The sequence below is a fragment of the Microbispora hainanensis genome (assembly GCF_006874475.1).
GTDB classification, from domain to species: Bacteria; Actinomycetota; Actinomycetes; order Streptosporangiales; family Streptosporangiaceae; genus Microbispora; species Microbispora hainanensis.
The window spans coordinates 83,843-102,301 of the sequence record NZ_VIRM01000025.1; the positions used below are offsets into that span (position 1 = coordinate 83,843).

Sequence of the window (18,459 nt, forward strand, 5' to 3'; positions counted from 1 at the left end):
CCCCTAGCCCTCGTCGTCGGCGTCGTCGATGTCTTCGTCGACATCGAGGTCTTCGTCAAGTTCGTCGTCGAGCCCGGCGTCGCGCCGGTTGAACTCGACCTGCACCCGGCCGCGCACCAGCTCGCCGTACGCGATGCGGCGCGCGCCGTCCAGCTCCACATCGGTCTCGCCGGCCTCGGTCACCCGGCCCTCGACGGAGGTGCCGTCACGCAGCTCGGCCTTCACCAGCCGCCCGTGCGCCCGGCGCCAGTGGCGCGGCTCGGTGAGCGGCCTGTCGACTCCGGGAGAGGTGACCTCGAGGACGTACGGGCTTCCGCCGAGGACGTCCACCTCGTCCAGCCGCTTGGAGACGGCCTGGCTCACGTCGGCCACGTCGTCAAGGCTCACGCCGCCGTCCCGGTCCACCACGACGCGCACCAGCCGCCGGCGGCCCGCCGGTGTGACCGTGACGTCCTCCAGGTCGAAACCCTCGGCGGCGACGACCGGGCCGAGCAGCTCAACCAGGCGGCCGCGTCGAGCGTCGCTGCCCATGCCGACCTCCCAAATGACCGTGTGGCTGTGATCGTTGCCTGTGACCGTAGTGCCCAAGCCCCTGGTGCCCAAGCCCGATGTGCCAACAGCCTATCGACACCGGGAGGTGGAAACAGCGCCACACCCGGGCGGCGACCCGACACGGCACGATCATCACGGTCACGGGCGATGACCAGTGCGCGCCGCGCCGTACGATGCTGTGTCGTGAGACACAGCGGCGGGCCACGGGTGACGAGACGCGTGTTGCTGGGCTCCGCCGCCGCGGCCGGTCTGGCCGCGGCGGGCTGCTCCTCGGCCCCGCGGAAGCCGGCCGTTCCGGCCGCGCCGGATCCGCAGACCGTGCTGCTCACCTCGCTGATCGCGGGCAAGGAACACCTCGTCTCGCTCTACGGGCAGGCGATCGCCGCCCTGCCCGCCCGGGCCGCCGCGCTGGAGCCGTTCCGTCAGCGTCACGCGGCCCATCTGCAGGCGCTGCGCGCGCTCCTGCCCGCCGGGGGCGGCGCGGGAACCTTCCCCGCGAGCCCCGCGCCACCGGCCGCGTCCGCCGCACCCCCGTCGCCCTCCGCCGTGTCCGTCGAGATGCTCAGGGACGCCGAACGGCGCGCGGCGTCGGCGCGACCGGCGCAGATGGCCACGGCCTCTCCCGCGCTCTCCCAGCTCCTGGCGAGCATCGGCGCGTGCGAGGCCGTCCACGTCGTCGCCCTGGGGAGGGTGCGTGACTGAGAGTGCGGCCGAGCCCTCCAAGGCGCCGGTCGTCGACGCGCTCGGCCGGGCCCTGTCCGCCGAGCACGCCGCCGTGTACGCCTACGGAGTGATCGGCGGGAAGACCGGCGGCGCGCTGCTCAAACGCGCCACCGCGGGGTTCGACGCCCACCGGGCGCGGCGCGACCAGCTCCGGGCCCTCATCACCCAGCGGGGCGGCACGCCCGCCGAGCCCGGCCCCACCTACCTGCTGCCTTTCGAGGTGCGCAAACCGGCCGACGCGGTGCGCCTGGCCGTGCTGGTGGAGCAGCGGGTGACCACCGCCTACCTGGAGCTCGCCGCCGACCGCGACCCGGCACTACGGCGGATCGCCGCCCTGGCCGCGCAGGAGTCCGCGACCCGCGCGTACGGCTGGCAGCCGAAGATCGGCGACCCGTTCCCGGGCATGGGCCGCGGCGGCGCCGACGCCGCCGCCCCCGCAGAGGAGGCCGGGGCAGACGGAGCCTCCTCAGGACCGGACGGGGCGGACGCCGCTCCCGGCCAGGAGGTCCAGCCGGAACCGTCCGCCCAGGACGGCCAATAGGGTCCACCCCGCGACGGCGCTCAGCGACACGGCGCCGCCGGCCCCTTCGCGTGTGAGGGGGCCGGCGGCGCCGTGTGGTGATCAGAGGCGTCCGGCGATCAGGCCCGGCAGGCGGCCAGCACCCGCTCGACGGCCTCGTCCAGCGGGATCTCCTCCTTGGTGCCGGTGGCCCGGTCGCGCAGCTCGACCACGCCGCTGGCCAGGCCCCGGCCGACGATCAGCACGGTGGGCAGGCCGAGCAGCTCGGAGTCCTTGAACTTGACGCCGGGCGACACGCCGGGGCGGTCGTCCACGAGCACGCGCAGCCCCCGCGCCTCAAGGGTCTCGGCGAGGTTGCTCGCGACCTCGATCTGGTTCTCCTTGCCGGTGCCCACGATGTGCACGTCGGCGGGCGCCACCTCCCTGGGCCACACCAGGCCCAGCTCGTCGTGGCGCTGCTCGGCGAGCACGGCCACCGCCCGGGACACGCCGACGCCGTACGAGCCCATGGTGATGCGGATGGGCTTGCCGTCGGGCCCGAGCGCGTCGAGCTGGGCGGCGTCGGCGTACTTGCGGCCGAGCTGGAAGATGTGGCCGATCTCGATGCCCCGGTCGATCGACAGCGGGTGCGCGCAGCGGGGGCAGGCGTCGCCCGCCCGCACCTCGGCGGCCTCGATGGTGCCGTCGGGCTGGAAGTCGCGGCCCACGACCACGTGCGCGGCGTGCTTGCCCGGCTCGTTGGCGCCCGTCACCCAGGCAGAGCCCTCGACCACGCGGGGGTCGACCAGGTAGGTGATCCCCAGGTCCTTGAGCACCTGCGGGCCGATGTAGCCGCGCACCAGGCCGGGGTGGCGGGCGAAGTCCTCGGCCTCGAAGATCTCCGGCACACCGGGCGCGAGCGCCGCCTCAAGGCGCTTGAAGTCGACCTCGCGGTCGCCGGGCACGCCGACGATCACCGTCTTGACCTCGTCGGAGCCCGGCGTGCGGACCTTGACGACGAGGTTCTTCAGCGTGTCGGCGGCGGTGATACCCAGGCCGTACGTCTCGTTGACATACGAGACGAGCGACTCGATCGTCGGGGTGTCGGGCGTGTCGAGCACCTTCATGGGGGGCTGCTCGGCGGTGACGGCGGGCGGCGCGGGCGTGACGACCGCCTCGGCGTTGGCCGCGTATCCGCAGTTGTGGCAGGCCACGAAGGTGTCCTCACCGGTCGGGCAGGGGGCGAGGAACTCCTCGGAGGCCGACCCGCCCATCGCGCCCGACATAGCGAAGCAGATCTTGTAGTCGATGCCGAGGCGGTCGAAGATGCGGATGTACGCCTCGCGGTGCATCTCGTAGGACCGCTTGAGCCCGTCGTCGTCGAGGTCGAAGGAGTAGGAGTCCTTCATGACGAACTCGCGGCCCCGCAGGATGCCCGCCCGGGGCCGGGCCTCGTCGCGGTACTTCGTCTGGATCTGATAGAGGGTGACGGGGTAGTCCTTGTAGGAGGAGTACTCCCCCTTCACCATGTCGGTGAACATCTCCTCGTGGGTCGGCCCGAGGAGGTAGTCGGCGCCCTTGCGGTCCTTCAGCCGGAACAGGGTGTCGCCATACTCGGTCCAGCGGCCCGTGGGCTCGTAGAAGTCCCGGGGCAGCAGCGCGGGGAACAGCACCTCCTGCGCGCCCATCCGGTCCATCTCCTCGCGCACGACCCGCGCGACGTTCTCCAGCACGATCTTGCCGAGCGGCAGCCAGGAGTAGATGCCGGGCGCGACGCGGCGGATGTAGCCGGCGCGGACGAGCAGCTTGTGGCTCGGCACTTCCGCGTCCGCCGGATCCTCACGCAGGGTGCGCAGGAACAGGGTCGACATACGCAGCAGCACGGCTACTCCTTGCTCGTGAGAGGTCTCGTCCGCGGCGCCCCCTCGGGGTGCGATGCGGATCTCCTCGCGGACCCTCGGAGACGACCGGAGGGACGAGACGAAGACGATGTGCCCCCAAGGCTATCGACTCCGGGGGCCACACCGCCTCACGTAAAAAGAACGGCGAGCCGATGCAGGCCGCCGGGGTCAGCCGCCGAGCAGTTCCTCCCAGTGCTGACGGCCCCGTCCCCCCGTGCCGACGGGGCCGGCCGGGCCGTCCAGCGCCGCCGACAGCCGCCACAGGCCGGGCTTCGTCCGCAGCCGCTCCCTGCCGAACGGGTCGATGGCCCGCAGCACGAAGGTCACGCCCATCACGTTCAGCATCGCCGTGGACGTGGTCGCCGGGCCCGCGGGGGCCGCCCGCACGGTGTCCTGGCCCGGCTCGCCGATCCGGTCCAGGAGCTGCGCCGCCACCTCGGCGGCGTACGGGCCGTCGCGCCACTCGATGTGCCAGGAGCGGTCGGTGCCCCGCCACCACGTGAGGTCGCGGCACGCCTCCAGCATCTCCGCCTCGCCGGATAACGCGGCCATGACCCGCCCCAGCGCCTCATACCTGAGCCCGTCCGGCCCGGAGCCGGGCGGCGGCGCGTCGCCGTCCTCTTGACCGTTCTGCGGGCTGTGCGCCGTGGCCGGTGAGGCCCCGGGCTCGTCCCGCCCCCCGCGGAGTCCCCTCATGTCAGGGAGGGTGCCACCGCCCGGCCTTCTCGTCCGCGGGTTTCCCCGTCTTTTAGCCCCACTGCCCACGGGCATCACTTTGATCGTGGCCGCATGGTCGCCGCAACCCCGCGAATCATCACAACACGGATGCCAATCCGGTGTGACGGCACGGCGTTCCGTTCGCACGGCGACCGGCGGTGATAAAGAATCACTGACAGGGAGCGTCCGCAGATGCTGGAGGCCATGGTGACACTGCGCGTCGCGATCGTCGGGTCGGGCCCGGCCGGCATTTACACGGCCGAGGCACTGGTCAAACAGTCGCACGACCCCGTCGAGGTGGACGTCCTCGAACGCCTGCCGACGCCGTACGGGCTGGTCCGCTATGGCGTGGCGCCCGACCACACGTCGATCAAGTCGATCGCCGGCTACCTGCGCAGGGTGCTGGAGACCCCGGGCGTGCGCTTCCTGGGCGGCGTCGAGCTGGGCGCCGACCTGTCGGCGGACGACCTGCTGTCCTGCTACGACGCCGTCGTCTACTGCACGGGGGCGATGGTCGACAGGCACCTCGGGGTCCCGGGCGAGGACCTGCCGGGCAGCGTCGCGGCGACCGACTTCGTCAACTGGTACTGCGGCCACCCCGACGTCCCGCCGGACACGTTCTCCCTGGACGCGGAGGAGGTCGTCGTCATCGGCGTCGGCAACGTCGCCGTGGACGTGGTGCGGATCATGGCGAAGACGGCCGACGAGCTGCGCGGCACGGACGTGCCCGAGGAGGTGCTCGACCGGCTGGCCGCCTCCAAGGTGAAGCGGATCCACATGGTCGGCCGGCGCGGGCCCGAGCACGCGAAGTTCACCCTGAAGGAGCTGCGGGAGCTCGGCGAGCTGCTGAACGCCGACGTCCTGACCTATCCCGACGAGGTCGCGGTCGCCGACCTGACCCCGCTGTCGCGCCAGGTCAGGGGCAACGTGGACGTGCTGCGGTCGTGGTCGGAGCGCAAGCCTGCCGACCGGCCCCGCCGTCTGGAGGTGCGTTTCTGGCTGCGTCCGGTGGAGATCCTCGGCGTGTCCCGGGTCGAGGGGGTACGGCTGGAGCGGACCCGGCTGGAGAACGGGCGGGTCGTCGGGACCGGCGACTTCGAGACGATCCCGGCGGACATGGTGATGCGCTCGGTGGGCTACCAGAGCGTGGCGCTGCCCGGGGTGCCGTTCGACCCGGCGACGATGACGGTGCCGAACGTCGCCGGCAAGGTGACCGACCGGCAGTACGTCGCGGGCTGGCTCAAGCGAGGGCCGACCGGCGTGATCGGGACCAACAAGTCCGACGCCGCCGAGACCGTGCGCACGCTGCTCGCCGAGGTGGTGCCGGGAACGGCGACCGCCCGGCTGGACGACCTGCTCGCCGCGCGCGGGCTGAGCCCGGTGACGTACGAGGACTGGCTGGCGATCGAGGCCGCGGAGGCCGCGCTGGCCGGCAGCCTCGGCAGGGGCGAACGGGTGAAGCTGGTGGGCAGGGACGCGATGCTGAACGCGTGCGGCCGGCTCGCCCGCCCGGGTGGCGCGTCCTGACAACGATCGCTGAGGCCACGTCCTGACGGGTGTCTCGTTCCGACGGGACGGCGTGGTCAGGACCAGTGGGCCGGCCGGTGATAGCGCGCCCCGTCACGGCCGGGAACGAGGTCGGGCAGTTGCGACTGCCGGACGAGCGCCTCGCCGAGAGGAAACCAGGCGTCGCTCGCGAGGCGCAGGCCGTCCGAGCGTCTGCCGGGCGGGAAGACGGTGACGACCCGGGTCTTGCCGCCGCGCCGGGCGTCCACCTGGCGCACCGCCTCGATGGCCGCGCACAGGTCGGAGTCGGCCGACAGCAGCAGCACCATGTCGACCAGGTCGAGGGCGACTTCGCCGACCAGCGCGGCGGCCAGCGCGGCGTCGGACTGCTTCTCCTCGTAGGTCCGCCAGGAGACGCCGCAGGCCCGGCAGGAGGCCCGCTGCTCCTGGAACCGCCCGAGCACCACCTCGACCCCCATGCTCTCCAGCACCGCGAGGTAGGTCTTCTGCCGCAGCAGCGCGGCCGGTTCCCCGCGCACATGGGCGCTGAAGTAGCGGACGGCCGTCAGCGTCTGCCCGGGCCTCAGCAGCCGGCCCGCCAACGCCCGGAGATCGAGCCAGAGATAACGGCGTCCCCGCAGGGAGCGCAGTCCGTAGTAGAGGTTGAACCCGTCCACGTAGACCCCGACACGCAGGACTTGGGGAACGGGGTTGTCGCGCACCGCCATCATCTCCTAACATGGAGTCACCGCGCCCGGGGTTACGTCCCCGGGCTCTACGGCCCCCGACAGGGGGCCGTTTCTTTTTCTCCGCCGATTCGATCACCTGTTCGATCGGCTGTTCGAGGAAAAGAATAGCCAACCGAACGTGGTCGTGCAGCGACGTTGTGTGATGACGTCCTCGTGGCGGGTGCTTCTGCGAGGATCGTCCTCATGGAGACGACGCTGACCGGCCCAGACGGCCTGATCGACGGGCTGCTCGACGGCTTCGCCGGCACCCACGACGAACAGCTCGCCCGCTTCCCCGCACGGGAGCCCGCGTGGCAGCCGGTGCACACGGTGTACGTGCCCGCGGACCGGGTGACGGCGGAGATCGTCCAGCAGTGGGGGCACGCCGCGACCGACCTCCTCCACCGGCTCCTGTTCACTCCCGCCGAGCTGGCCGCGCTGTTCGACCTCGACCTCGATCTGGCCCAGCCCGTGCACGACCGGGTGCGCAGGAAGCTGCACGCCGAGCCGATCGAGGACCTGCGGATCGACTTCGAGGACGGCTACGGCGTGCGCTCCCCCGAGGAGGAGGACAGGCACGCCGAGTCGGCGGCGGCGGCCGTGGCCGCGATGCACGAGGCGGGCACGCTGCCCCGCAGGTGGGGGCTGCGGGTGAAGTCGTTCGCCGACGGCGACCCCGTGCGCTCGGTGCGCACGCTCGACGGGTTCCTGACCGAGGTCGTACGGCGGGCCGGCAGACTCCCCGACGGGTTCACGGTGACGTTCCCCAAGGTCCTGATGGAGGACTACCTGCACCAGTTCGCACGCTGCCTGGAGGCGCTGGAGCGCGGGCTCCGCTTGCCGTCCGGCACGCTGCGCTTCGAGATGCAGGTGGAGGCCCCGCAGACCGTGCTCATGCTCCAGCGGTCGGCCGACCTGGTGCCCTCGCTGTGCGGCCGGCTGGCGGCCGCCCACTTCGGCGTGTTCGACTACACGGCCGCGCTCGGGCTGCCCCCGGACGAGCAGCGGCTCGACCACCCGGCCTGCGACCACGCGCGGCATGTCATGCAGACGACGCTGTCGGGGACAGGGGTGGAGCTGTCGGACGGCTCACTTGCCGCGGCCCCGGCCTCGGACGCCGCGGCCGACGTGCACGCCCTGCTGCGCAGGCACTCGGCGCTGGTGTCGCACTCGCTTAGGCACGGCTTCTACCAGGGCTGGGACATGGACCCCTCGCACCTGGTCAGCCGCTTCACGACCGTCTACGCCTTCCACCTGACCTGCTATGAGAAGTACGCCGAACGGGTGCGCGCCTGGCAGGAACGGCGCGCGGCCTCGGGGGGCCTGCTGGACGAGCCCGCGACGATCAGAACTCTGATCGCCGCCCTGGCCCGGGCAGACCGCGCCCTCTGCTGAGACCGGGCCGGCCGCGCCCTCTGCCGAGTTTGCCATATCGGCAAGGTTCCTTGCCGCCTTCGCCTCCTGTGCCGCACTGTTGCCCCGACATCGGCAACAGACGCCGACACGGGAGGCAGAGGTGGACGAGAAGAAGTACGACGTGGTCGTGGTGGGCGGCGGCCCCGCGGGGCTCAGCGGCGCCCTGGCGCTGGCGCGGGCCCGGCGGTCGGTGCTGGTCGTGGACGCGGGAGAGCCGCGCAACGCCCCGGCCGCGCACATGCACAACTACCTCGGTCTGGACGGCACGCCGCCGGCCGAGTTGCGGGCGGCCGGGCGCGAGGAAGTGATCGGTTACGGCGGCGAGGTCGTCACCGGGCGGGCCGAGACGGCCACGCGGGAAGGCGACGACTTCCTCGTGACGCTGGACGACGGCCGCGCCGTCCGGGCCCGCCGGCTGCTCGTGGCGACCGGGGCCGTGGACGAGCTGCCCGACGTGCCGGGCCTGGCCGGGCGGTGGGGCCGCGACGTGCTCCACTGCCCCTACTGCCACGGGTGGGAGGTGCGCGACCGGCGCATCGGCGTCCTGGCCACCGGGCCGCTCGCCGTCGAGCAGGCCCTTCTGTGGCGGCAGTGGAGCGAGGACGTGGTGTTCCTGGCCCACCACTGCCCCGCGCCGTCGGAGGAGGAGGCCGAACGGCTCGCCGCGCGCAGGATCCCGGTCGCCGACGGCCCCGTCACGGGGATCGAGGTGACCGGCGACGCGCTCACCGGGGTGCGGCTGGCCTCCGGCGAGGTCGTCGCGCTGGACGCGCTGGTCGTCGGCGCGCCGCTCGCCGCCCGGTCCCAGGTGCTGGAGTCGCTCGGACTCAAGCCGGCCGAGGTGGAGCTCGGCGGCCACCTGGCGGGCACCAGGATCGCCGCGGAGCCGACCGGCGCGACCGCCGTGCCCGGTGTCTGGGTGGCGGGGAACGTCACGGACGTACGCGCCGTCGTGATCGCGTCCGCCGCCGCGGGCCTGGCCGCCGGGGCCGCGATCAACGCGGATCTCATCGCCGAGGAGACCCGGGAGGCCGTCGCCGCCTACCGGAACGAGATGCGCACGCTGTTCGAGGAGGCGGCCTGGGAGGAGCGCTACCGCTCCCGGCCGGCGATCTGGAGCGGCCACCCGAATCCGCAGCTCGTCGCCGAGGCCGCGCAGCTTCCTCCGGGCCGGGCCCTCGACGTCGGCAGCGGCGAGGGCGCCGACGCCGTCTGGCTCGCCACGAGGGGCTGGCGGGTGACGGGAGCCGACATCTCCGCCACGGCGCTGGAGCGGGCCGCCGCCCACGCCGCCGGCGCGGGCGTCGCCGACCGCACCGAGTGGGTGCGCGCGGACCTGCGCGACCACGCCTTTCCCGAGAGCGCGTACGACCTGGTGTCCGCGCAGTACATGCACCTGCCGGGTGAGGCCAGACGGACGCTGTTCGCCCGGCTGGCGGCCGCGGTGGCCCCGGGCGGCACTCTGCTGATCGTCGGGCACCACCCGTCCGATCTGGTGACCAGGGTCCGGAAGATGCACTTCCCGCAGATGATGTTCACCGCCGAGGAGATCGCGGCGTCGCTCGATCCGGCCGAGTGGGAGATCGCGGCGGCCGAGGCCCGGCCGCGCACGGCCGTGGACCCGGAAGGCAGCGAGGTCACCAGCCGCGACGCCGTCCTGGTCGCCCGCCGCCGCGCCTGAGTCTCAGCGCCGGACGGTCAGCGCCGGACGGCCAGGGCAGGGTGGCCAGAGCCGGGTGGTCAGACCCGGTCCACGATGCCGCGCCAGCGCCTGACGAGGCCCGGGTCGACCGGCTCCTGCCACGAGCCCCGTACGGCGGTGCCCACGTGGAAGGCGCGGACGCCGTAGTCGAGCAGCACCGGCACGTGCTCCTCGCGCAGGCCGCCGCCGGCGAGCACGAGCGAGGCGTCCCCCGCCTCGGCCCGCGCGCGTAACACGCCGAGGCCGCTGCCGACCCCCTCGGGCAAGCCCGACGTGAGGACGGTCGCCAGGTTCGGCAGCAGCCGTACGGCACGCCAGGCGGCCCGGACGTCGGCGGCGTTGTCCACGGCGCGGTGGAAGGTCCAGGGCAGCGGCGAGACCGCGTGGATCAGCGCGTCCGTCGCCTCCCTGTCGACCGACCCGTCCTCGGACAGGAAGCCGAAGACGAAGCCCGCCGCGCCGGCCTCGGCGAGTTCCTTGACGTGGCCGCGCAGCCGGTCGAGCTCCTCCGGGGTCACGGTGAACCCGGCGTTGCAGCGGAGCATGACCATCTGCGGCAGCCCGCACTCGCGCGCGATCGCCGCGACGAGGTCCGCCGAGGGGGTGAGCCCGCCCACGTCCATGCCGGACACGATTTCCAGGCGGTCCGCTCCGCCCTCCTCGGCGGCCACGGCGTCACGCACGTCGAGCGCGATCACTTCAAGGAGGGATCCCGTCATGAAGTGAACAGTATCCGGTCCCTTTGCGGGGCCTCACGGCATCCGCCCTGTTCAGCACTCGATCAACTAGTTGTGAGCGGTGATGTCAAGAACTCTCCAGGCTTGCACCGCATGTCCCGAGCGCTGGGCCGGCACCACCGGCGTGTGCTGATGGGACGGCGCGGCCGGGATCGCGGCGCTGGCGTCCCGCTCGAACAGCGCGCCGGAGGCGCGGTGCGGCAGGTCGACGGTGCGGACGTGCCGGAAGCCCGCCTTCCTGTAGTACGCCTGCAGGCGGGCGTTGTCCTTGGCGCAGTCCAGCCGCAGGTAGGGCCGGTCGTGCGCGGCGGCCCGCAGGGCGGCCCAGTCGAGCAGCACCTCCCCCAGGCCCTGGCCCGAGCAGGTCCTGCTCACGGCGAGCTTGTGGACGTAGAGCGCGTCGCCGGGGCGGTCGGCGGGGGTCCAGAACTCGGCGTCGGCATGGCCGTCCACGGCGATCGTGGCGGCCGGCGCCGGCGAACCGTCGTCCAGGAGGTACATGACGCCCGCGCCGATGAGCGGTTCGATGCGCTCGGCGGGAAAGCCCCCGGCGGGCCACTGCCGGACGCCGAGGCCGTTCAGCCACCCGGCGGTGCGCGTCAGCAGGGCGAGGACCCCCTCCAGGTCGGCCGGGGTGGCGCGACGCAGCGTGAGTTCCGTAACAAGATCCAGGGTGTTCGCGGGCATGCCTGATTCCTTTCGTGCCGACGGCGGCGATTTGATCACTGAGAGTGACGGCTGGATGCCGTACAGCGTCCGTCCGGGAGACGGCGGACCCGGCTAGGGCGCGCGGGTTCGGCGCGGTCCCCTGCCGGGGTCAGGACGGGAATCGCGGAAGCGGCCCTCCGGAGGAGGGCCCGGCGGCCGGGGACGCCCGCTCAGGCCAGGGGGCGTCCGGGCCTCGTCAATGACGTTCCAGCTCGTATCGGATCAAATGCTTGTCTGCGGGCAGCACGGACACGGCGACGCGGACGGGCGTGTCGTCGGCGTCGTAGCCGACCCGGGTGTGGACGACGACCGGAGTGCCCGGCTCCAGCTGGAGCCGCGACGACTCGTCAGAGGTCGGCATGCGGGCCGACAGGTCGTCGATCACGCGTACCTGGAGATGGCCCAACTCCTCCAGCACCCGGTTGGCTCCGCGCGTGATGTCGGCGGGCCGGGCGATCTCGGAGTCCCCCACGATCTCCAGGGGGAAGTAGGAGTCCAAGGTGTTGTACGGCTGGCCGTCAACGAAGCGCAGCCGGCGGCGCACGACGGCCAGCGCGCCGTCGGCGAGGGCGAGGCGGGTGGCCACGTCCTCGGGCGGCTCGACGATCGAGACCTCGATCCGCTGGTCCGCCGTACGCCCTTCGGAGCGGACCGCGTGCACGAACGTGTCGAAGCGCCGCCCCTCCTGGTCGTACGGGAGGAACTCGTCCTGAGGGCGCATGAGGAGCGGGCGGCGCTCGCGTACGAACGTTCCACGCCGGCGCATCCGCAGGATGAGACCCTCGTTCTCCAGCTCGCCCAGGGCCAGCCGCACGGTGTTGCGGCTGACGCCGTGTGCCTCCATGAGGTCGGCCTCGGTCGGAATCTGGTCGCCCGGCGCGAGTTCGCCCGCGTAGATGGCCCTGCGTACTTCGGCGGCCACCTGCTGGTAGAGCGACGATCGTGCCATCTTTCCTCAATCCACCCTTTTGTTCCAACAAATCTAGAGGATCTCGGTCTACCGGGAAACAACCCCTTGACCAGAGCCCACCCAGCCGCGCATTATCCAAACGTTGGTACAAATCCATCCAATGGAGGTGGGCACGTGAGGGCGGTCGGTGCGAGAACGCCGAACTCGCCCTGGCGCGAGCCCCCAGCCCGGACCCACAGGGCCCGGACCCACGGAGTCCGGACCTGCAGAGTCCGGACACGCAGAGCTCAGACCTACCAGAGCGACGGGAGCGGCATGTCAGAGCTGTCGGTATCCACCGACATGACCGCCTTGTGCGGGAACGGCGTGACATGCCCGAACAAGCGGTACCACAGCGCGCCGGAGCGGCCGGTCGAGAACGGCCGCTCCCCACAGACTCCGCGCGAATGAACGAGGTCTCGACCCCAACCCTCGCCGGGGTCGAGGTCTCGCGCCGGGGCGGAGCGCGTCCTGGCGGGTCCCCCACGCCCGCCAGGACGCGCCACCGTTAGCAGGCGCTGTTCGCACGCAGGGAATGCATCGGCTCCGGCCCTCCTTGACTTCAGGGGGAGGCGACCGAGGAGGCACGTGCGCGATGAGCATCCCTGTGGCCCGGAAGGTCGGCCATGACGGCGCCAGGAAAATCCCGGCCGTCAATCCCCAGCATTTCAGGAACGTCCTCGGCAGGTACGCCGCCGGCGTCGTGGCCGTCACCGCCATCGACCCGGAGACCGGGGAGCCGGTCGGCCTGGCCGTCAACTCGTTCACGTCCGTGAGCCTCGATCCGCCGCTGGTGTCGTTCTGCGTCTCGCGGGCCAGCACGAGCTGGCCGCGCCTGAAGGCCGCGCCCGCCCTGTGCGTCAACGTGCTCGCCGACCACCAGCGGCAGGTGTGCGATCGGCTCGCCGTGCCCGGCGGGGACAAGTTCGCGGGCCTCTCGTGGGCGCTGTCGCCCGCCGGCGCGCCCGTGCTGGAGGGCGCGCTCGCCTGGATCGACTGCACGGTGGACGCGGAGCACCCGGCCGGCGACCACGTGATCGTCGTCGCCCGGGTCACCGGGCTCGACCGGCACGACGACGGCGGCCCGCTGGTGTTCTTCCGCGGAAAGTACGGCGGATTCCGGGCCTGACGCGGGAACCGACCGGTCGGTATGCTGCCCGCATGACTCTGTTCTCGGTGGAAGGCAAGACGGTCGTCGTCACGGGCGGGTCCCGGGGCATCGGCAAGATGATCACGCGGGGGTTCCTCGACGCGGGCGCCACCGTCTACATCTCCTCACGGAAGAAGGACGAGCTGGAGGCCACGGCCGCCGAGCTGGGCTGCCACGCCGTACAGGCGGACCTGTCCACCCCCGACGGCGTCGAGACGCTGGCGCAGGCGGTGTCGGAGCGGGAGAGCCGGCTCGACGTGCTCGTCAACAACGCGGGAGCGAGCTGGGGCGCACCGCTGGAGGAGTATCCGGAGCACGCCTTCGACAAGCTCTGGAACATCAACGTCAAGGGCGTCTTCTTCCTCACCTGCCGCTTCCTGCCCCTGCTGCGCGCCGCCGCGTCGCCCGGCGACCCGGCCCGCGTGATCAACGTGGGGTCGATCGACGGGCTCCGGGTGCCGTTCATGGAGAACTACGCCTATTCGGCGGCCAAGGCGGGCGTCCACATGCTGACCCGGCATCTGGCCCGCCAGCTCGCCCGGGAGTCGATCACCGTCAACGCGATCGCGCCGGGGCCGTTCGAGTCGAAGATGATGGCCTTCGCGCTCGACGACCCCCAGATGCGCGGCGCGATCGAGAGCAACGTCCCGCTGGGCCGCATCGGCAGGCCCGACGACATGGCGGGCGCCGCGATCTTCCTGGCCTCCCGGGCCGGCGCCTACCTGACCGGCACCGTGATCCCCGTCGACGGGGGCATCTCGGCCTAGCCTGTCCTCATGTGGCAGGTGGCGGTGTGCGGGCCGGGCGAGTGCACCCCGCAGGAGGCCGAGGCGGCCCGCGCCGTGGGCCGCCTGCTGGCCGGGCGCGGCGCGGTCGTGCTGTGCGGCGGCTATGGCGGGGTGATGGCCGCCGCGGCGGCGGGCGCGCGGGAGGCCGGAGGCATCGTGGTCGGCGTCCTGTCCGGCCGGGACCGCGCCGGGGCGAGCCCCGACCTCACCGTGGCCCTTCCCACCGGCCTGGGCGAGGCCCGCAACGCGCTGATCGTGCGGGCCGCCGACGCGGTCGTCGTCGTCGGCGGCTCCTGGGGCACGCTGTCCGAGCTGGCGCTCGCCCAGCGAGGCGGCACGCCCGTGATCACCCTCGGCGGCTGGCGGGTCCTCGACGCCGAGGGCCGTCCCGTGCCCGGTCCGGTGGCCGCCGCCGATCCGGCCGACGCCGTACGGCTGGCGCTCGCCGCCGCGGAGCAGGCGCTCAGCCCTTGAGCATCCCGGCGAGGGTCTCGGCGAACAGGTCGGGCGCGGCCAGTTCGTGCTGCAGGAACAGGTAGGGCTCGGTGAGCTCCAGCTCGATCAGCACCGGCTCTCCGTCCGGCATCCGCACCAGGTCCACCCGGGCGTACAGCAGGGTCTCCGGCACGGCGGCCAGCACCCGCTCGGCGAGGGCGAACTGGTCGTCGTCCGGGTCGCGCAGCGTGGCGCGGTTCTCCGCGGTCTCGGCGACGCCGGCGAGCATCGGGTGCCGGCGTACGGCGTGGCTGAACTGCCCGCCGAAGTACAGCAGCGACAGCTCACCCTCCTGCTCCACGGACGGGACGTACGGCTGCACCATGACCGTGCGGCCCGCGGCGAGCAGCGTCGCCGCGTGGCTCTCGGCGGCATTCCGGTCCGCGGTGCGGATGGTGTCGCGCGCTCCCGCCGAGACGGCGGGCTTCACCACGTATTCGTCCCATTCGGGCAGGTCCGTGCCCGGCTCCGCCCAGTGCGTGGGGACGGTGGGCACGCCAAGCGTGCGCAGGTAGGTCTTGTCGGTGTTCCACTCGATCACCGGCGCCGGGTTGAACAACCGCGTCACCGACTCCACCCGGTGGGCCCAGGCGACGAACTCGTCCCGATGGAGGATGTAGTCCCAGGGCGATCGGATCACGGCCGCGTCGAAGTCCGACCAGTCGACGCGGGGATCCCTCCAGCTCACCGGCGAGCCCTCGATGCCGGCCCCGAGCCAGGCGGTGAGGGCGATCTCCCGCTCGTCGTCCTGCTCGGCGGCCGGATGGTCCGTGGTGACGTAGGCGACCTTCATTACGCTCCCATTCGCATGTCAGCAGTGACCAATGCTATGGGCAATGTCAGGCGAGGCCGGCGAGCACCTCGGCCGCCGCCTGGCCGCAGACCCGGGCGGCGCCGTGCGTGGCGATGTGCACCGCGCCCAGGTCCGTACGGCCGGGCAGCCCCATCTCGACCACGACGCCGTCCGGCCGGGCGGCCAGCAGGCTCTCCAGGAGGTCCGTCTGCCAGGGGTGCCGGTGGGCGTCCCGCACCACGATCACGAGGGGCCGGTCGGCGGCCTGGCGCAGCACCGCGCCGGCGACGCCGTTGTGCACGTCCGGCTGCCGCAGCCGGGCGACCGTGGTGCCGGGCAGCAGCTTGCCCAGCGGCTCCCCCGCGCCCCACGGCATGTCCTTGTCGATCGCCAGGTTGGTCTCCGGCGCCAGCTCCACCACGTGCGGGGCGGCCGTCAGCGGCAGCAGCCCGTCCGCGCGGTGCCGGGTCACCCGTACGGCCCGGCGGGCGGCGACCAGCCCGGCCTCGTCCTGACCGTCGTCCTGGCCGTCGTTCGAGGAGGGCGGGGCGGCCTGCGCCTGCCAGGCGGTCAGGGCGCGCACCCGCGCGGCGGCGTCGGCGAGCCGCTCCTCCGGCAGCCTGCCCTCGGTCACCGCGTCCGCGACGGCGTCGCGGATGTGCTCGTAGGTCGCCTCGTCGGCGTTCTCCCCGCCCACGCAGACCGCGTCGGCCCCGGCCGCGACCGCCATCGCGCTCGCGCCGCCCAGGCCGTACCGGCCCGACACGGCGGCCATCTCGATGCCGTCGGTGACGATGAGGCCCTCGAAGCCCAGCTCCTCCCGCAGCAGGCCGGTGAGGACGCGGGGGCTGAGCGTGGCCGGCAGCTCCTCGTCGTACGCGGTGACCAGCAGGTGGCCGGTCATGATCGAGCGCACGCCCTCCTCGATGGCCACCCGGAACGGCCACAGCTCGACCTCGGCCAGCTCCTCGCGCGAGACCGTGACGCGCGGCACGCCGTGGTGGGAGTCGACCGACGTGTCGCCGTGCCCGGGGAAGTGCTTGGCGCAGGCCGCCACGCCGGTGGACTGCAGGCCGCGGATCCAGGCGGCCGTGTGCCGCGCGACGAGCAGCGGATCGGCGCCGAACGACCGCAGGCCGATGACCGGATTGTCCGGATTTGAGTTGACGTCGGCGGCCGGGGCGAAGTCGATGTTCACTCCCACCGCGCGCAGGTCCCGCCCGATGTCGCGGGCCACCCGCTCGGTCAGGTCCACGTCGTCCACGATGCCCAGGGCGTAGTTGCCCGGCCGCGAGCTGCCCGTGCGGGCCTCCAGCCTCGTCACCTCCCCCGCCTCCTCGTCGATGCCGATCAGGATCTCGGGGTTCTCCGCGCGCAGGGCCGTGGTCAGTGCGGCGAGCTGGGCCGGGGTGTCGACGTTCCGGGAGAACAGCACCACACCGGCGAGCCCGCCGGCGAGCCGCCGCCGCACCCAGCCGGGGGCGGTGGTCCCGGTGAAGCCGGGCAACAGGACCGTGTCGGCCAGACGGAGCAGGTCAGGGCTTCGCTTCATGCTGCGCCCACATGGCATCGCTCAGGCATGCCTCGCAATCTAATAGGAAAGTTTCCTATTTGCTAGGGGGCGGGCCTGCGTTGTCACCCGTTTCGGATCACACGTCGGTGCGGTGGAGCCTGTTCTCCTTCACCTCGAAGCCGGCGATCGTCGTCAGCGGCGCGCCCGGACGGTCCACGAAGGCCACGGCCCGGTAGTCCGCCCGGAAGTTCTCCATGTCGGCCACGCAGGACACGTAGCCGTGGCGGCTGTCGAAGAACGCGATGTGCGGATTCAGCGAGAGGATCCCGCTCGCGTCGGTGATGCCCGGCATGCTTGTCACCGACGGCCCGACGAACTCGACCCCGAGGGCGCGCGAGGCCGGATCGGCCCAGTCGGCGCGCACGTCGCACGCGTACGCGCTGTGCACGTCGCCGCTCAGCACGACCATGCCCTCGGGGGCGGCGGCGAGCACGCGGGCCCGCGAGTCCGGGTAGCCGTCCCAGGCGTCGGCGCTGGCGGGTTCGAGCGGGAACTTCCGCCGGGAGAAGAAGACCGCCTGCCCGAGCACCTTCCACCGGGCCGTCGATCCGCGCAGCCGGCCGGTCAGCCACCTCTCCTGCTCGGCGCCGAGCATGTCGCGCCCCTCGCGATACTGCCGTGTGTCGGCGAGCAGGAAGTCGGCCACCCGGCCGTACGGCCGCCAGCGGTAGTTCTGCAGGGCGGAGCCGGACGGGTGGACGCGCAGCGGCTGGTGCTCGTAGTAGGCCTTGAACGCCGCGGCCCTGCGCTTGAGGAAGGCGGCGGGGCTGCCGCCGTCGCCGGGCAGCGCGCCCGCCCAGTTGTCGCGGACCTCGTGGTCGTCGGGGATCGCGACCCACGGCGCGGCGGCGTGGGCGGCCTGCAGGTCCGGGTCCATTTTGTAGCGGGCGTAGCGGTCGCGGTAGGCGCCGAGCGTCGTGCACTCGGCCATCGACTCCAGCGGGCGCACCCAGCGGCCCGGCTTGGGGTTCTTCGGCTTGCCGTACTCGTAGATGTAGTCGCCGAGGTGGAGCACCAGGTCGGGGCGCTCGGCGGCGAGGTGGCGCAGCGCGGTGAAGTAGCCGTGCTCGTAACGCTGGCAGGAGACGAAGCAGAACCGGACGGGGGCGGTCGAATCGGGGGCGGGCGCGGTCCTGGTGCGGCCCACGGGGCTGACGTGCCCCTCGATGGAGAAGCGGTAGAAGTAGTCGGCCGCGGGCCGCAGCCCGGCGACGCGTACGTGCACGCTGTGCGCCCAGTCCGGCTGCGCGGGCGCGGTGCCCGACTGGACGATCCTCTTGAACTTCTCGTCCTCGGCGAGCTCCCACCGTACGCTCATCGCCCGGTTGGGCATGCCGCCGGGCTGTGTCGGATGCAGTGGCTCGGGGGCCAGGCGGGTCCACAGGATCACGCCGTCGGATAACGGCTCTCCTGATGCCACCCCCAAGGTGAACGGATACCCCATTTTCGCCATGGGTTCGATCCTGCCCTACCGATCCCGCCCATGCGGGGAGGTCGGACGAGGCGAGAATGTGAACAAGCT

General features: G+C 72.6%; 18 protein-coding genes. 8 read left to right on the forward strand and 10 right to left on the reverse strand.

Annotation, left to right across the window (positions count from 1 at the left end):
* Positions 1-3: 3 nt before the first annotated feature.
* Complete coding sequence (gene rimP, locus FLX08_RS20865; RefSeq protein WP_142620561.1) at positions 4-531, reverse strand: ribosome maturation factor RimP; 528 nt, start codon at positions 529-531, stop codon at positions 4-6.
* Positions 532-735: 204 nt separating this feature from the next.
* Here rimP and FLX08_RS20870 point away from each other — a divergent pair, with 204 nt between their 5' ends.
* Both FLX08_RS20870 and FLX08_RS20875 read left to right on the forward strand, forming a co-directional pair.
* Positions 736-1,254, forward strand: a complete 519-nt coding sequence (locus FLX08_RS20870; RefSeq protein ID WP_142620562.1) for a hypothetical protein — start codon at positions 736-738, stop codon at positions 1,252-1,254.
* Complete coding sequence (locus FLX08_RS20875) at positions 1,247-1,816, forward strand: ferritin-like domain-containing protein (protein ID WP_142620563.1); 570 nt, start codon at positions 1,247-1,249, stop codon at positions 1,814-1,816. Before FLX08_RS20870 ends, FLX08_RS20875 begins: the two co-directional genes overlap by 8 nt.
* A 98-nt stretch (positions 1,817-1,914) precedes the next feature.
* Here the strand turns inward: FLX08_RS20875 and FLX08_RS20880 are convergent, their stop codons facing one another.
* Positions 1,915-3,657, reverse strand: a complete 1,743-nt coding sequence (locus FLX08_RS20880; RefSeq protein ID WP_208761564.1) for a proline--tRNA ligase — start codon at positions 3,655-3,657, stop codon at positions 1,915-1,917.
* A 186-nt stretch (positions 3,658-3,843) separates the two neighbouring features.
* Positions 3,844-4,371, reverse strand: coding sequence for a hypothetical protein (locus FLX08_RS41425; protein ID WP_208761565.1), 528 nt, complete (start codon positions 4,369-4,371; stop codon positions 3,844-3,846).
* Between the two features lie 213 nt (positions 4,372-4,584).
* On the opposite strand from FLX08_RS41425, the gene FLX08_RS20890 reads away from it, so the two are divergent.
* A complete protein-coding gene (locus tag FLX08_RS20890; protein WP_244312783.1) occupies positions 4,585-5,919 on the forward strand; it encodes an FAD-dependent oxidoreductase in 1,335 nt (444 codons plus the stop codon).
* 56 nt (positions 5,920-5,975) lie between these two features.
* On the opposite strand, the gene FLX08_RS20895 is transcribed toward FLX08_RS20890, so the two are convergent.
* Entirely contained in the window at positions 5,976-6,620 is a 645-nt protein-coding gene (locus tag FLX08_RS20895) for an NYN domain-containing protein (RefSeq protein WP_167530506.1), read from the reverse strand.
* A gap of 210 nt (positions 6,621-6,830) precedes the next feature.
* Between FLX08_RS20895 and FLX08_RS20900 the strand changes: the two genes are divergently transcribed.
* Positions 6,831-8,021, forward strand: a complete 1,191-nt coding sequence (locus tag FLX08_RS20900) for a DUF6986 family protein (protein ID WP_142620565.1) — start codon at positions 6,831-6,833, stop codon at positions 8,019-8,021.
* Between the two features lie 121 nt (positions 8,022-8,142).
* Entirely contained in the window at positions 8,143-9,723 is a 1,581-nt protein-coding gene (locus FLX08_RS20905) for an FAD-dependent oxidoreductase (RefSeq protein ID WP_142620566.1), read from the forward strand.
* A gap of 59 nt (positions 9,724-9,782) precedes the next feature.
* On the opposite strand, the gene FLX08_RS20910 is transcribed toward FLX08_RS20905, so the two are convergent.
* The 3 genes from FLX08_RS20910 to FLX08_RS20920 all read right to left on the reverse strand — a co-directional run bounded on the left by FLX08_RS20910 (position 9,783) and on the right by FLX08_RS20920 (position 12,138).
* Entirely contained in the window at positions 9,783-10,463 is a 681-nt protein-coding gene (locus FLX08_RS20910; protein WP_142620567.1) for a copper homeostasis protein CutC, read from the reverse strand.
* Between the two features lie 66 nt (positions 10,464-10,529).
* Complete coding sequence (locus FLX08_RS20915; protein ID WP_142620568.1) at positions 10,530-11,168, reverse strand: GNAT family N-acetyltransferase; 639 nt, start codon at positions 11,166-11,168, stop codon at positions 10,530-10,532.
* 217 nt (positions 11,169-11,385) lie between these two features.
* The gene (locus FLX08_RS20920; protein WP_142620569.1) at positions 11,386-12,138 is read right to left on the reverse strand and encodes a GntR family transcriptional regulator; all 753 of its coding nucleotides are present in this window, start codon (positions 12,136-12,138) and stop codon (positions 11,386-11,388) included.
* Positions 12,139-12,733: 595 nt separating this feature from the next.
* Between FLX08_RS20920 and FLX08_RS20925 the strand changes: the two genes are divergently transcribed.
* From FLX08_RS20925 to FLX08_RS20935, 3 genes are read left to right on the forward strand one after another with little or no spacing between them, the layout of a single operon-like run.
* Positions 12,734-13,267 carry a flavin reductase family protein gene (locus tag FLX08_RS20925; RefSeq protein ID WP_142620570.1) on the forward strand — a complete coding sequence of 178 codons (534 nt, stop codon included), beginning with the start codon at positions 12,734-12,736 and terminating at the stop codon, positions 13,265-13,267.
* Positions 13,268-13,299: 32 nt separating this feature from the next.
* A complete protein-coding gene (locus FLX08_RS20930) occupies positions 13,300-14,055 on the forward strand; it encodes an SDR family oxidoreductase (RefSeq protein ID WP_142620571.1) in 756 nt (251 codons plus the stop codon).
* Between the two features lie 9 nt (positions 14,056-14,064).
* Positions 14,065-14,550 carry a TIGR00725 family protein gene (locus FLX08_RS20935; protein ID WP_142620572.1) on the forward strand — a complete coding sequence of 162 codons (486 nt, stop codon included), beginning with the start codon at positions 14,065-14,067 and terminating at the stop codon, positions 14,548-14,550.
* Here FLX08_RS20935 and FLX08_RS20940 read toward each other — a convergent pair.
* The 3 genes from FLX08_RS20940 to FLX08_RS20950 all read right to left on the reverse strand — a co-directional run bounded on the left by FLX08_RS20940 (position 14,540) and on the right by FLX08_RS20950 (position 18,390).
* The gene (locus tag FLX08_RS20940; protein WP_142620573.1) at positions 14,540-15,364 is read right to left on the reverse strand and encodes an ATP-grasp domain-containing protein; all 825 of its coding nucleotides are present in this window, start codon (positions 15,362-15,364) and stop codon (positions 14,540-14,542) included. The genes FLX08_RS20935 and FLX08_RS20940 overlap by 11 nt on opposite strands.
* A gap of 46 nt (positions 15,365-15,410) precedes the next feature.
* Positions 15,411-16,916, reverse strand: coding sequence for a glycoside hydrolase family 3 protein (locus tag FLX08_RS20945; RefSeq protein ID WP_142620574.1), 1,506 nt, complete (start codon positions 16,914-16,916; stop codon positions 15,411-15,413).
* Between the two features lie 97 nt (positions 16,917-17,013).
* Positions 17,014-18,390, reverse strand: a complete 1,377-nt coding sequence (locus tag FLX08_RS20950) for an alkaline phosphatase D family protein (protein ID WP_142620575.1) — start codon at positions 18,388-18,390, stop codon at positions 17,014-17,016.
* Between the last annotated feature and the right edge of the window lie 69 nt (positions 18,391-18,459).

Coding starts and splice junctions, on each gene's coding strand:
- rimP (WP_142620561.1), bottom strand. CDS start 531: ATGGGCAGCGACGCTCGACGCGGCCGCCTGGTTGAGCTGCTCGGCCCG.
- FLX08_RS41425 (WP_208761565.1), bottom strand. CDS start 4,371: ATGAGGGGACTCCGCGGGGGGCGGGACGAGCCCGGGGCCTCACCGGCC.
- FLX08_RS20890 (WP_244312783.1), top strand. CDS start 4,585: ATGCTGGAGGCCATGGTGACACTGCGCGTCGCGATCGTCGGGTCGGGC.
- FLX08_RS20900 (WP_142620565.1), top strand. CDS start 6,831: ATGGAGACGACGCTGACCGGCCCAGACGGCCTGATCGACGGGCTGCTC.
- FLX08_RS20910 (WP_142620567.1), bottom strand. CDS start 10,463: ATGACGGGATCCCTCCTTGAAGTGATCGCGCTCGACGTGCGTGACGCC.
- FLX08_RS20915 (WP_142620568.1), bottom strand. CDS start 11,168: ATGCCCGCGAACACCCTGGATCTTGTTACGGAACTCACGCTGCGTCGC.
- FLX08_RS20920 (WP_142620569.1), bottom strand. CDS start 12,138: ATGGCACGATCGTCGCTCTACCAGCAGGTGGCCGCCGAAGTACGCAGG.
- FLX08_RS20925 (WP_142620570.1), top strand. CDS start 12,734: ATGAGCATCCCTGTGGCCCGGAAGGTCGGCCATGACGGCGCCAGGAAA.
- FLX08_RS20930 (WP_142620571.1), top strand. CDS start 13,300: ATGACTCTGTTCTCGGTGGAAGGCAAGACGGTCGTCGTCACGGGCGGG.
- FLX08_RS20935 (WP_142620572.1), top strand. CDS start 14,065: ATGTGGCAGGTGGCGGTGTGCGGGCCGGGCGAGTGCACCCCGCAGGAG.
- FLX08_RS20940 (WP_142620573.1), bottom strand. CDS start 15,364: ATGAAGGTCGCCTACGTCACCACGGACCATCCGGCCGCCGAGCAGGAC.
- FLX08_RS20945 (WP_142620574.1), bottom strand. CDS start 16,916: ATGAAGCGAAGCCCTGACCTGCTCCGTCTGGCCGACACGGTCCTGTTG.
- FLX08_RS20950 (WP_142620575.1), bottom strand. CDS start 18,390: ATGGCGAAAATGGGGTATCCGTTCACCTTGGGGGTGGCATCAGGAGAG.